The sequence below is a fragment of the Dactylosporangium sucinum genome (assembly GCF_014647515.1).
GTDB lineage: Bacteria > Actinomycetota > Actinomycetes > Mycobacteriales > Micromonosporaceae > Dactylosporangium > Dactylosporangium sucinum.
In genome coordinates this window covers 18,331-29,645 of record NZ_BMPI01000052.1, presented here as the reverse complement: position 1 = coordinate 29,645, position 11,315 = coordinate 18,331, and the positions used below count along the sequence as shown (strand labels likewise).

Below are 11,315 nucleotides of genomic sequence, written 5' to 3'. Positions count from 1 at the left end.
TGACGGTGCGTGTCAGCGGCCCCCGGCGCGTACGCTGACGTCGATGATTGTCTTCGCGGGGTGGGGCTGGCTCACGTACGTGATCGCGGTCGCGTCGATCGCGATCGGCGGGGTGATCGTCGACGCGCTGCGGCTGCCCGGTGACACCATCCTGTGGGCCGGGATCGGGTGGGCCGTCGTCGGTGCGTTGCTGCAGTACCTCGTCGGGCGGGCCGTCAACAGCAGGCCCACGCCGCACGGGCGCACGTGGCACGACTCGCACACGACCGCGGGGCGGCCGATGCAGGACTGCACCGGCATCCATGTGTTCCTGGGATTGACGATTGTCGCGATCCGTGCCGGGCAGCTCACCACGCCGGTCGTCGGCTGGCTGCTGTTCGCGGCCGGGATCGCCGTCGCCGTGTTCGTGGGCTCGTGGGCGTCGCACGCCGCCCTGCCGCGGTCGCGGGCGGCGGGCGGGACGGTCGAGACCCGCAAGACACTCGCCCGCGCCAATGGGTGGCGGTACCGCGGTGGGTCGGGCGAGTCGGTTCGAGGCTGGAGCCGGCGGTACAAGGGGATCGTCACGCTGACGACGGACGGTGTCGTGACGGGGGAGTGGCGCGGGCGGGCGTTCGTGGTGCTCGATGTCATGGCATCGAGGGGCTTCTCGCCGAGGCGGCACCTGCAGACGCGGCGGACCGTGGTGCGGGTCGCGTTGAACGCGGCTCCGCCGGTGCCGCGGGCGGTGGCCGGGCCGGTGGGGACGCCGATCGTGCTCGACGAGGTGCGGCCGTGGGAGCCGGTGGGTGGTGCTCCGGGCGGCGGGCTGCGGGTGGTGAGTGCCGACGGCGATCTGGCTTCGCGGTATCTGACGCCGGCCGTGCTGGCTGCCGCCGCGGCGGCCGGGCTGCGGGGGTTTCAGGTCGACGACGGGGAGTTGGTGTACGCGGGCGAGCCGGGGCGGGTGATCGAGCCGCGCGAGGTGCTACGGCTGGTGCATACGTTGGTCGATCTCGCGTTGATGGTGCCGGCTCGGCCGTCATCGACGGGCGCCGAAGTGCCGCGGCAGCGGACCTCCCCGGAGGAGCGCTCGACGTTCCGCGCGTCCGAAGCGCGGCCGGCCGGGCCCCGCGTGATCACGACCCGGCACGTGCGGCTCACCGTCGACCGCGAGCGGCTCGTCGCCCATCGGCGGTCGGTGCGGCCCGCCGACGGCTGGACCGAGCACCTCGCCGTCGAGTGGGCCCACGTGCGCGAACTGCTCTTCGACACGCAGGGCCTCGACCCAGTCGTGTCGCTGTTCGCGCTGGTGGACGACGGCCCGCGCCGGTACGTGGCCGACGCGAACCACCTCAGCCGCCCCGAGTGGTCGACCTTCGCCGCCGTCGTGGCGGACTGCACCGGCGGCCGGATCCGCGTCGACCTCGCCCGCCGCGACCCCTGACGCAGCGGTCAGCGGGCCAGGGGGTCGATGGTGGGGCCGGCGGGTTCGATGCTGGTGAGGATGCGCGACAGCTGCTCGTCGGTCAGTCTGGACGTGGCTGGTAGCAGGCCGTAGGTGCGGCCGGCGATCTCGATCTTCCAGACGTCCGGGCCCTTCTCGATCGGGTGGCCGGCGTACGTCGCGTTCGGCTCGACCGCATTGGTGGCGCCGCGCGGGAAGGCCGTGATCCCGATCGAGTCGCCGACCGGGAGCGCGATCCATGCCGTCTGCTCGGCGGAGTCCGGCAGCGGGCCGGTGCCGGTCGACGTGCCGCAGCCGTCGGTGCGGGCCCCCTGCGGCGCCCAGGTGAGGCGGAACGGCACCGCGCAGGTCAGGACGTGGTCGATGCGGAGCCAGGAGGCAACCTCGAGGACCGACGCGCGGACGGTCTCGACGGTGACGGGTGCGTCGCGGAACTGGATGCGCACCTGCGCGTCCGTGGACGCGTACAGAATCCAGCGCAGCCTCGCCATGTTCTGGGTGTAATCAAGCGTCGCCGGTCGACCGTCGACCGTGAGGTCTTCGGTCTTCGCGTTGTCCGGCACGCTGTCGTGGAAGCCGGCGTCGCCGCGGCGGATCTCCACCTGGTAGGCGTTGTACGGCGCGGCCGACGACTCGCCACCGCGGAAGACCTGCATGGCCTCCAGTTCCTCGCTCGACGTCCAGAACAGCTGGGTCGCCGCCGGGTCCACCGTGTCGAGGTGGATCTGCAGGCCCTCGCCGAGCTTGCCGGCGCCCTTGAGCGGCGCCAGGCTCGTGTTCACCGCCGGGCGGTGCAGCGGCGGGGCGCTGGCGCTGGGGCTGGGGGACGGCGGCTGGGCCGACGACGTGGTCGTGCTCGGCGGCGGGCTCGTGTGCGGCCGCGGGACCAGCGTGGCGGTCAGCGCGACGGCCAGCACGGCGGTGGCGGCGCCGGCGGTGAGGAGGGCCCGGCGCGTGCGCACCCGGCGCACCCCGCGGCGGCGGGAGGCGGCGAGCAGTTGCTCGACGTGGACGGCACCCTCGGCCCGCTCCCGGAGCGCGGACACGAAGATCGGATCGATGTCGTTCATCGCAGCGTGTCCCCCTTCCTGTTCAGGGCCGGCGTGGCGCCGAGCCGCGCGCGGAGCGTGGCCAGGGCCCGCATGGCCTGCGTGCGGACGGTCACCGGAGAGCACCGCAGGATGCCGGCGATGGTCGCGTCGTCGAGGTCCTCGTAGTACCGCAGCACGAGGGTGGCCCGCTGCTTCGGCGGAAGGTCGGCGATCAGCCGCCAGGCCGCGTCGCGCTCGGCGGTCTCGGTGCCGATGTCCGCCCCGTCGCTGCGGTCGGGGTAGAAGGTCGGGATGTCGGTGGCGACCTCCGACGAGGAGCGCTTGCGGCGCCAGGAGATGTGCCCGTTGACCAGCATGCGGCGCAGGTACATGTCCAGGTCGTCCACGCGCGAGATGCGGTCCCAGCGCGCGTACGCCTTGCCGAGGACCTCCTGAACGAGGTCCTCGGCAAGGTACCGGTCGCGCACCAGCACCCGGGCCAGTCGCACGAGCCGTTCGCCGCGCAGGCGCACGTAGTCGTCGAAGCTGATCACGCCGCCTCCTTCCCACCTGGGACCACGCCGCGAGCCGGCCGTTCTGTTGCATTGTCGAGCGGCGTCCGGGCATCGGCGCTTCTCCATGATCGAGGGAAGGACCCGGCTGCTCGGGCAACCAGGTCCTTCCCTCGATCACGGAGCGGGCCGGCGGCGCGGCTACGGGGTCCAGGCGCCCGTCACGACCCAGCTCACGTCGTCCGCCCACAGCGAAGTGGCGTCGAAGGCGTTCGATCCGCCGTTGCTGGCGATGTACACGTTGTTGTTGTAGTGGCGGATGTAGCGCGTCGAGAAGTTCTGGGACGCGAAGGAGTTGCCCTGGCCGTTCATGCCGGACTGCGGGCAGAAGGTCGCGTCCGACTTGAACAGGGCGCTGTTGTCGTTCGCGTGGAGGTACAACTGGTAATTCTGGTGCCGCAGGAAACTGCCCGCGGTGTTGCGGGACTCGAACGAGACGCAGGCGCTGTCGGCCAGGCCCGCGCGGACCGTCCACGACGCGTTGGACTTGTCCGTCGAGGAGCTGGACGAGGTGACGACGGCGGTGCTCACGGTGGCGCCGGAATGGGTGATGTACCGCGTGGTGCAGCACGCCGTCGTGGCGCGCAGCGAGATGTTCGTCCCCGGGGTCAGCAGGCCGTTGCTGCTCGACCCGGGCGCGTATCCGGCCGCCGTGATGTTGGCCTGCACCGAGTTCTCGGTGGCGTCCGACGGATAGCCGGACGTCATCACGCCCTCGTAGAAGGTGCCGGCCGAACTGTTGCTGTTGTCGCCGCCGATGCCGAGGATGATGGCGCCTTCCTTCTTCATCGGGTTGTAGCCGGCGGCGTTCGGGCGGGCGCCGTTGTAGTACGTGGAAAGGCCGCCCGACTGCGCGTTGCCGGCGCGGATCGACCAGTGGTTCGGCTCGCCCTTCACGATGGCGGTCAGGAACCGGTGGTTGACCGTCGGGTCATTGGCGTTGTAGCCGGGATTCACGCCCGAGAACAGGCCGTTCTCGAGGTCGGCCATGACCCACGGGCCGTTGCCCGTGCCGTATCCCCACGCCTTGATGTTGCCGAAGTAGATGGCCTCCATCGTCCCGTTGCCGTTGTCGCGGCTGTTGCGCTCGGCGTTGCCGTAGTCGAAGCAGCAACCGGCGTTGTAATGGGTGCCGTCGAAGATGGCGTACATGCCCTCGGGCTGGTCGCCGGTCGCGACGCCGTTCGTGTTGTTGTTGCGGTAGCCGGTGCCGGGCGCGACGAAGACGCCGTAGGCCTTGTGGCCGCCGACCGTGATCGGTGCCGCGGTCGCGTTGGCGAGGTTGTCGTATCCGCCCGCCGCCGGCCCGTTGAACCCGCCGGGCGGCGCCTGGGTGAGCCGGTTGTTCCGGCCGGACTGGTCATAGATGATCGTGATGACGCATGAGGTACCGCTGCAGAACGAGTCCTGCGCGGCCGCGTCCACGTAGCCGCCGGCGCTGAGCAGGCCGATGTCGCGCGTGGTGTTGTCCGAGGCGCGGCGCACCTGGTACAGCGCTCCGTTGTACGTGCCGTAGAGCGCCCGGGTCGTGCTGTGCGCGGCGACGCACGGCGTCCCGCCCGCGGCGTAGATGTCGCACGGCTGCGACGTCGCGGCCTGGGCCGTCGTCGGCGCGATCGCGATGCCGGCGACGAGCGTGGCCGCGGCGGCCAGTGTCGCGGCCCGTCTTCTCATTCCCATCGAGTCCTCCGGTTGGCGGTGCGGTGAACTGATCGGAATCGATGCTAGCGGTCACACGAGATCGCCATAACGCGTTGTTAATGGCACATGTTAGCGATAACACGATTGGCACGAATACCGCCGCGGAGAGCGTCCATCGCCGATGTACGGACATCGATCGGGTGGGGTGTAGTTTTCTCCACCCCGAAGTCGGTACCCACCTCTACTGTGTCGGCGGGCGGGAATCCATACCTTCGAAGGCATGCCACAGCAGACACCAGCGCTGGAGATCCGGGCGCTCACCAAGCGATTCGGCGACAAGGTCGCCGTCGACGCCGTCGACCTCGACGTCCCGCCCGGCTCCTTCTTCGGCCTGGTCGGGCAGAACGGGGCCGGCAAGACCACCACCCTGTCGATGGCCGTCGGCCTGCTCCGGCCCGACGGGGGCGGCGCGCGGATCTTCGGCGCCGACGTCTGGGCGGCGCCCACGCAGGCCAAGGCCCTCGTCGGCGTGCTGCCCGACGGGCTGGCCATGCCGGAGCGGCTGACCGGGCGCGAGGCGCTCACCTACCTCGGCCTGCTGCGCGGGCTGCCGAAGGACGTCGTCGCCCGGCGCGCGGACGAGTTGCTCGACGTGCTGGAGCTCGACACCGCCGAGCGGACGCTCATCATCGAATACTCGACCGGCATGCGGAAGAAGATCGGGCTCGCCACCGCACTGCTGCATGCGCCGCGGCTGCTGGTGCTCGACGAGCCGTTCGAGGCCGTCGACCCGGTCTCGGCCGCCACCATCAAGACCATCCTGCGCGGGTTCGTCGCCGGCGGCGGCTCGATCGTGCTGTCCAGCCACGTGATGGCGCTCGTCGAGCAGCTCTGCGACCACGTCGCCGTGGTCGACGCCGGGCGGGTCGTCGCGGCCGGGCCGCTGGACGACGTGCGCGGCGCGCAATCCCTCGAAGACACGTTCGTCGGGCTCGTCGGCGGCGAGCGGACCGGAGTCAAGGAGCTGTCGTGGCTGTCGCGTTGACCATGGCGCAGATGAAGATCGCCGTCCTGCGGCACGCCTACCGGGGGCAGCGGGGGCAGGCGGCCGGCACCGGGGCGGTGCTGGGGCTCCTGCTCGCGGCCGGCACGGTCTACCTGGCCTTCGCGAGCCCCGAGCTGCTCGCCGCCGGCTACGCGGTCTGGCTGCTTGGCTGGATGCTCGGGCCGGTGTTCATGGGCGGCGGCGACGAGACGCTTCGCCCGGAGTATTTCGGGATGCTCGGACTGCCCGCCCGGCGCCTCGCGGTCGGCCTGCTGGCCGGCGCGTTCGTGGGCGTCGCGCCGTTCGTCAGCCTGGTCGCCTCGCTCGGGCTGCTCGTCGCCGGTGCGCGGATCGGCGTCGTCAACGCCCTGGTCGCCCTGCCGGCGATGGCCCTGCAGCTGGCCGTGTTCGTGCTGCTGTCCAAGGTGTCGGTGGCGCTCGTCGGCCTCACGCTGCGCTCGCGGCTCGGCGCCATCGGCTCCGGGCTGGTCAACGGCGCGATCCTCGCCGCGCTCGGGCAGATCTGGGTGTTCATGGCGGTGTTCGGCACGACCGGCACGCCCGACGCGGTGTGGTATCTCCCGTCGGGCTGGGGCCTGCTCGCCGTCCGCGGCCGGTGGTGGGCCCTGGGCGCGCTCGTGGCGCTGGTGCTGGCGCTGCTCGGCGCGTGGGCGGCGCTGCTCAGCCGGCGGGCCGGCAGCACCCGGGTGTCGGGCCGCGGCCGCCGGCCGATCACGGCCGGCACGGCCGAGGGCGCCGTCGTCGCCAAGGAGCTGCGCACCTGGGCCCGCGACCTGGTGCGCAACCACCAGCTCGCGTTCGCGCTGGCCTACGGCGTCTGCTTCGCGGCCAGCCCGCTGCTTATCGGCTGGGACGGGATGCTGCCGTACGCGGGGCCGATCTTCGTCGCGATGGCCGCCGCCATGGCCGCCAACCTCTACGGCATCGACGGCACCGCGCTCTGGCTGACGCTGATGACGCCGGGGGCGACCGACGTCCGCGGCCGGCAGCTGGCCTGGCTCTCGACGCAGGGCCCGATCGCGGTCGTGCTGACCGTCGGGCTCACCGCGATCGCGGGCGGTCCCTGGCCGCTGGTCCTCGCGCTGCTCCCGGCGGTGCTGGGCGGCGCGGCCGGCCTGGTGCCGCTCATCTCGGTGACCGCACTGGTGCCCGGCACCGACCCGCACCGCCGGGCCGGCAACCCGCTGCGCACCAGCGAGGACGACGGCGGCCTCACCGGCCTCGCCTACCTGATGCTCGCGCTGGTCGTCGCTGCCGGGGCTCCGGCGGTGCTGGCGGTGCTCTGGCTCGGCTGGCCCGGCGTCCTCGTCGGCGTGGTGAGCGGTGCGCTCTACTACTGGGGATTCGGTCGGCTCGCCGACCGGCGGCTGCGCTCGCACGGCCCGGAGCTGCTCGACACCATGCGCACCGGCCGCAAGCCGGAGAGCCGGTCGGGCCAGCCGGCGGTGAGCGCCCGGCTCGCCGAGCTGAGCCGCCCGAAGCGGCAGCTCGTGATCTGGTGCTGCAGCTTCGGCGCGATCCCGCTGATCCCGCAGGGCGTCGTCGCCGCGGTGTTCGTGAGCAACGGCATGCTGCGCCACTCCTGGTTCCTCGCGACGTATGTGCCGGCCGGCCTGCGCTACCCGGTCGCGGCCGCGTTCATCGCCCTGGGCCTGGCGATGTACGGCACCGCCGCCTGGCTGCTCCGCCCGAAGCACTCCGCCGAGCCGGCCGGCGCCTGACCGGCTCCGAGGTGCTCGACCAGGCGCTGTCCCCGTCAGGGGCAGCGCCTGCGCGGCTGGGCGGGTTCAGTCCTTGCGTCCGGTGACGGCCACAGTGACGCCGAGCCCGATCAGGGTGAGCCCACCGACCCCGCCGACCAGGGAAAGCCGTCGCGGTGAGCTGGCGAACCAGTCCCGTGCGGTGGCCGCGACCAGCCCCCACACGCTGTCGGAGACGACGGCGATGGCGTTGAAGATCAGGCCGAGCACCAGCAGCTGCACCGCGACATGCCCCTGAGCGCGGTCGACGAACTGCGGAAGCACGGCCGCGAAGAACACGATGGTCTTCGGGTTCGATACACCGACCGTGAACCCCTCCCAGAAGGTGCGCAGGCCACTGTGCGCCGGCTCGGCGTCGGCGAAGGAGGCATGCATCGCGTCACGCTCCCGCCACGCCTTGACGCCGAGGTACACCAGGTAGGCGGCTCCCGCCAACTTGAGTGCCGTGAAGACGACGACCGAGCGCTCCACGACGGACCCGATCCCCAGGGCCACGGCCGCCACGAGCATGCATGCGCCGAGCGTGTTCCCCACCACCGTGGTCAGCGCGGCGCGGCGCCCGTGCGCCAGCGCCCGTCCGATCACGAACAGCACGCTGGGTCCAGGTATCAGGATCAGCAGGAACGACATGGCTGCGAAGGCGAGCAGGCGGTCGGCAGACACCATGAGGATCATGCAACCACGGGACGGGCTCGCACCTCCAGCGCCTTTTCGGCCAGTCGGCCGGTGCGGTGCGGTCCGCCGCGCATCCGGATGCCGGGCTGTCCTCAGGGCTTGGCGCGGCGGGTGCGGGGCCTCGCGGAGCGGGGCGGGGCGGCGCGCATGTGGTCGCGGACGCGGCCCAGCACGGCGCCGAGGACCTCGACGTCCGTGGCCTGGAGCGAGTCGAACAGCAGCCGGCGGACGACCCGGATGTGGCCGGGGAGGACCCGGGCGATGAGGTCGCGGCCCGCGCCGGTGACGGCCACGATCACGCTGCGCTCGTCGTCCGGGGCCGGGGAGCGGGTGATCAGGCCGCGCTGCTCCAGCAGGCCGGCCTGGTAGGTGAGGCCGCTGCGGCTGTACACGACGCCGTCGGCCAGGTCGGTCATCCGTAGCCGGCCCTCGGGGGCGCCGCTCAGGCGCATGAGGATCTGGAACTGGACGTTGCTCAGGTCGCCGTCCGCGCGCAGGTGCTCGTCGACGGCGTGCTGGAGCAGGGTGCTGACCTCCATCAGCGCGAAGTACGCGGCCAGCTGCTCGGCATCCAGCGGCGCTGTCTCGGGGCTCACACCCGAAGTTTACTTGCTTCGAATTCGAAGCAAGCTATAGTCGTCGCGTGCTTCGAATTCGAAGCATCTTCGGAGCGAAGGAGAGCGCGATGAAAGCCATTCGGTACCACCGGCACGGCGACGCCGAGACGCTCCAGCTCGACGACGTCGAGCGGCCCGTCCCCGGCGCGGAGCAGGTCCTCGTGCGCGTGGCCGGCACGTCGTTCAACCCGGTCGACGCGACCATCCGCGCCGGGTACCTGCGTCAGGTGTTCCCCGTGGACCTGCCGTACACGCCGGGGATCGACGTCGCCGGCATCGTGGCGGAGCTGGGCGAGGGCGTCACCGGGTTCGAGGCCGGCGACCGGGTCGTCGGGCTGCTGCCGATGACGCAGCCGGGCGCCGCGGCCGAGTACGTCCTGGCCCCGGCCGACTCCCTCGCCGCCGCACCCACGGCGGTGCCGCTCGCCGACGCCGCGGCGCTGCCGGCCACCGGCCTCACGGCCTGGCAGGCGGTGCACGAGCACGCCGGCGTCAAGCCCGGCCAGCGCGTGCTCGTCACGGGCGCGGGCGGCTCGGTCGGCGGCTATGCGGTGCAGCTGGCGGCCGAGGCCGGCGCCACCGTGGTCGCCGCGGCGGGCGAGCGCAACGCCGACCGGGTGCGGGGCTACGGCGCCGCGGTCGCCGGGCGGACCGCCGACGAGGCGAGCGGCCCGTTCGACGTCGTGCTGAACTTCGCCCCGGTGCCGCCGGAGGCCATGCCGGCCCTGACCGCGCTGGTCACCGACGGCGGCGTGCTGATCAGCACCACCGCCTCACCGGTGGCCGACGAGGCGCGCGGGGTGCGGGCGAGCAACATGTACGTCCGCGCGGACGCGGGCCAGCTCGCCGGCCTGGTGGATCGGGTCAACGCGGGCAAGCTCCACCTCCACGTGGCGGACCGGGTACCGCTCGCGGAACTGCCGGAGGTCCACGCTCGCAGCGACGCCGGCACGTTGCCCGGCAAGACGGTGATCACGGTCTGAGCAGGGCCCCCTCCGTCAGCGCCGGTCGGATCGCGGCGCGTCGCCGCCGGCCGATTCCATGATCGATGGCAACTTCTGGCTGTCATGGCGACCAGAACTCTCCATCGATCATGGGGAGGCTGTCATGCTCGGCCTGATCTTGCCGTCACCAGCACCGGGGCGCCGATCGCGGCGGGGCGACGCCACCAGCGTGGCCGCGCCGCGGAGGCGGGACGGCGGGGCGGTCAGCGCGCCGCGACGGGTGACCGAGTGGTGGCCGGCGAGGGTGTAACGCCGCGGGCGTCGGCGACGCTCAGTATATGGGTCGTGACGGCCGGCTTGCTGGGCCCAGCGGCCGTGCCGGCCCCCGGCGTCGCCCCGCGCATCCCCCAGTGTGTGCGGGGACGCCGGTCCATCGGCGCTGGAGAGATCCAGGGGGTCGCGCGCCCGCCTCCGCCGCGCCGTCCGGTGGGTCAAGAGCCTGCGGGCATGACCCCGGACCGCCATTTGTAAAGCTCCTTGCCTTTTGCTCGGGCCCATGCCATCCTGGCTGAACTGGGGATCGTCAAATGCAAATGCCTGATGGCGGGTGCGAACCCGTCGGCAGGCTGGTGCGTTCTGCGAGAGGACCGTCATGGCCACCCCCTCCCTGCCGCGACGACTCGGCGGGGCCCTCACCGGCCTCGGCGTTGTCGCCGCCCTGCTGTCCGCCACCACCGCTCCCGCCGCCGCCGCGACCGCGGTCGCGTTCAGCTCGGTCGTCCCGGTCCCGGTCACGGCTACCGCCACGCCCGGGGTCAGCTACAGCATCACCGCGTCCACCACCATCTACGCCGCGCCCGGTTCCGCACCGGCGGCGGCCATCGCCAACCAGCTCGCGGCCCGGCTGCGTGTCTCCACCGGGCTGCCGCTGCCGGTCGTCACCACCGTCGCCAACCCGACCGACGGGATCGCGCTGCTGCTCACCGGCGCGGCGCCGGGCGTCGGCGCCGAAGGCTACCAACTCGACGTCACCGCGAGCGCGATCACCGTGCGGGCGAGCCAGCCCGCCGGGCTGTTCCACGGCGTGCAGACGCTGCGGCAACTGCTGCCGGTGGCCGCCGACGCGGCGACGCTCCAGCCCGGACCCTGGCCGGTGCCGGGTGGGCAGATCGTCGACTATCCGCGGTTCGCGCACCGTGGCGCGATGCTCGACGTCGCGCGGCACTTCTTCACCGTGGCCCAGGTCCAGCGGTACCTCGACCAGATCGCCCTGTACAAGATCAACGTGCTGCACCTGCACCTGTCCGACGACCAGGGCTGGCGGATCGCCGTCAATTCCTGGCCGAACCTCGCGGTGTACGGCGGTGGCACGCAGGTCGGCGGCGGGCCGGGCGGCTACTACACCCAGGCGGACTACACCGCGATCGTGAACTACGCGGCCGAGCGCTACATCACGATCATTCCCGAGATCGACATGCCCGGGCACACCAACGCCGCACTCGCCTCCTACGCGCAGCTCAACTGCAACGGCGTGGCGCCGGCCCGGTACACCGGCACACAGG

At 72.3% G+C, this 11,315-nt stretch carries 10 protein-coding genes; 5 read left to right on the top strand and 5 right to left on the bottom strand.

The features are described 5' to 3' along the window. Window positions 1–43: 43 nt before the first annotated feature. Window positions 44–1,426 (top strand): hypothetical protein, encoded by a 1,383-nt coding sequence (locus tag IEZ31_RS39250; RefSeq protein WP_190255179.1) that lies wholly within the window; start codon window positions 44–46, stop codon window positions 1,424–1,426. An 8-nt stretch (window positions 1,427–1,434) separates the two neighbouring features. Here the strand turns inward: IEZ31_RS39250 and IEZ31_RS39245 are convergent, their stop codons facing one another. The 3 genes from IEZ31_RS39245 to IEZ31_RS39235 all read right to left on the bottom strand — a co-directional run bounded on the left by IEZ31_RS39245 (window position 1,435) and on the right by IEZ31_RS39235 (window position 4,730). After that, complete coding sequence (locus IEZ31_RS39245; protein WP_190255178.1) at window positions 1,435–2,517, bottom strand: hypothetical protein; 1,083 nt, start codon at window positions 2,515–2,517, stop codon at window positions 1,435–1,437. Further along, entirely contained in the window at window positions 2,514–3,029 is a 516-nt protein-coding gene (locus IEZ31_RS39240; protein ID WP_190255207.1) for a SigE family RNA polymerase sigma factor, read from the bottom strand. Before IEZ31_RS39240 ends, IEZ31_RS39245 begins: the two co-directional genes overlap by 4 nt. 162 nt (window positions 3,030–3,191) lie before the next feature. After that, window positions 3,192–4,730, bottom strand: coding sequence for an alpha-L-arabinofuranosidase B (locus tag IEZ31_RS39235; RefSeq protein ID WP_190255177.1), 1,539 nt, complete (start codon window positions 4,728–4,730; stop codon window positions 3,192–3,194). A 241-nt stretch (window positions 4,731–4,971) separates the two neighbouring features. Here IEZ31_RS39235 and IEZ31_RS39230 point away from each other — a divergent pair, with 241 nt between their 5' ends. Both IEZ31_RS39230 and IEZ31_RS39225 read left to right on the top strand, forming a co-directional pair. Continuing rightward, window positions 4,972–5,736 carry an ABC transporter ATP-binding protein gene (locus IEZ31_RS39230; RefSeq protein WP_190255176.1) on the top strand — a complete coding sequence of 255 codons (765 nt, stop codon included), beginning with the start codon at window positions 4,972–4,974 and terminating at the stop codon, window positions 5,734–5,736. Further along, window positions 5,721–7,478 (top strand): hypothetical protein, encoded by a 1,758-nt coding sequence (locus tag IEZ31_RS39225; RefSeq protein ID WP_190255175.1) that lies wholly within the window; start codon window positions 5,721–5,723, stop codon window positions 7,476–7,478. Before IEZ31_RS39230 ends, IEZ31_RS39225 begins: the two co-directional genes overlap by 16 nt. A gap of 66 nt (window positions 7,479–7,544) precedes the next feature. Here IEZ31_RS39225 and IEZ31_RS39220 read toward each other — a convergent pair whose 3' ends face one another. Together IEZ31_RS39220 and IEZ31_RS39215 are read right to left on the bottom strand one after the other, a co-directional pair. Continuing rightward, window positions 7,545–8,192: a LysE family translocator gene (locus IEZ31_RS39220; RefSeq protein WP_229836320.1), complete on the bottom strand. Its 648-nt coding sequence runs from the start codon at window positions 8,190–8,192 to the stop codon at window positions 7,545–7,547. Between the two features lie 92 nt (window positions 8,193–8,284). Continuing rightward, entirely contained in the window at window positions 8,285–8,788 is a 504-nt protein-coding gene (locus IEZ31_RS39215) for a MarR family winged helix-turn-helix transcriptional regulator (protein ID WP_229836318.1), read from the bottom strand. A gap of 89 nt (window positions 8,789–8,877) precedes the next feature. Here IEZ31_RS39215 and IEZ31_RS39210 point away from each other — a divergent pair, with 89 nt between their 5' ends. Both IEZ31_RS39210 and IEZ31_RS57185 read left to right on the top strand, forming a co-directional pair. After that, window positions 8,878–9,792 carry an NADP-dependent oxidoreductase gene (locus tag IEZ31_RS39210; RefSeq protein WP_190255174.1) on the top strand — a complete coding sequence of 305 codons (915 nt, stop codon included), beginning with the start codon at window positions 8,878–8,880 and terminating at the stop codon, window positions 9,790–9,792. 613 nt (window positions 9,793–10,405) lie between these two features. Continuing rightward, on the top strand, window positions 10,406–11,315 hold a 910-nt coding region (locus IEZ31_RS57185), incomplete at its 3' end, for a family 20 glycosylhydrolase (protein WP_229836316.1).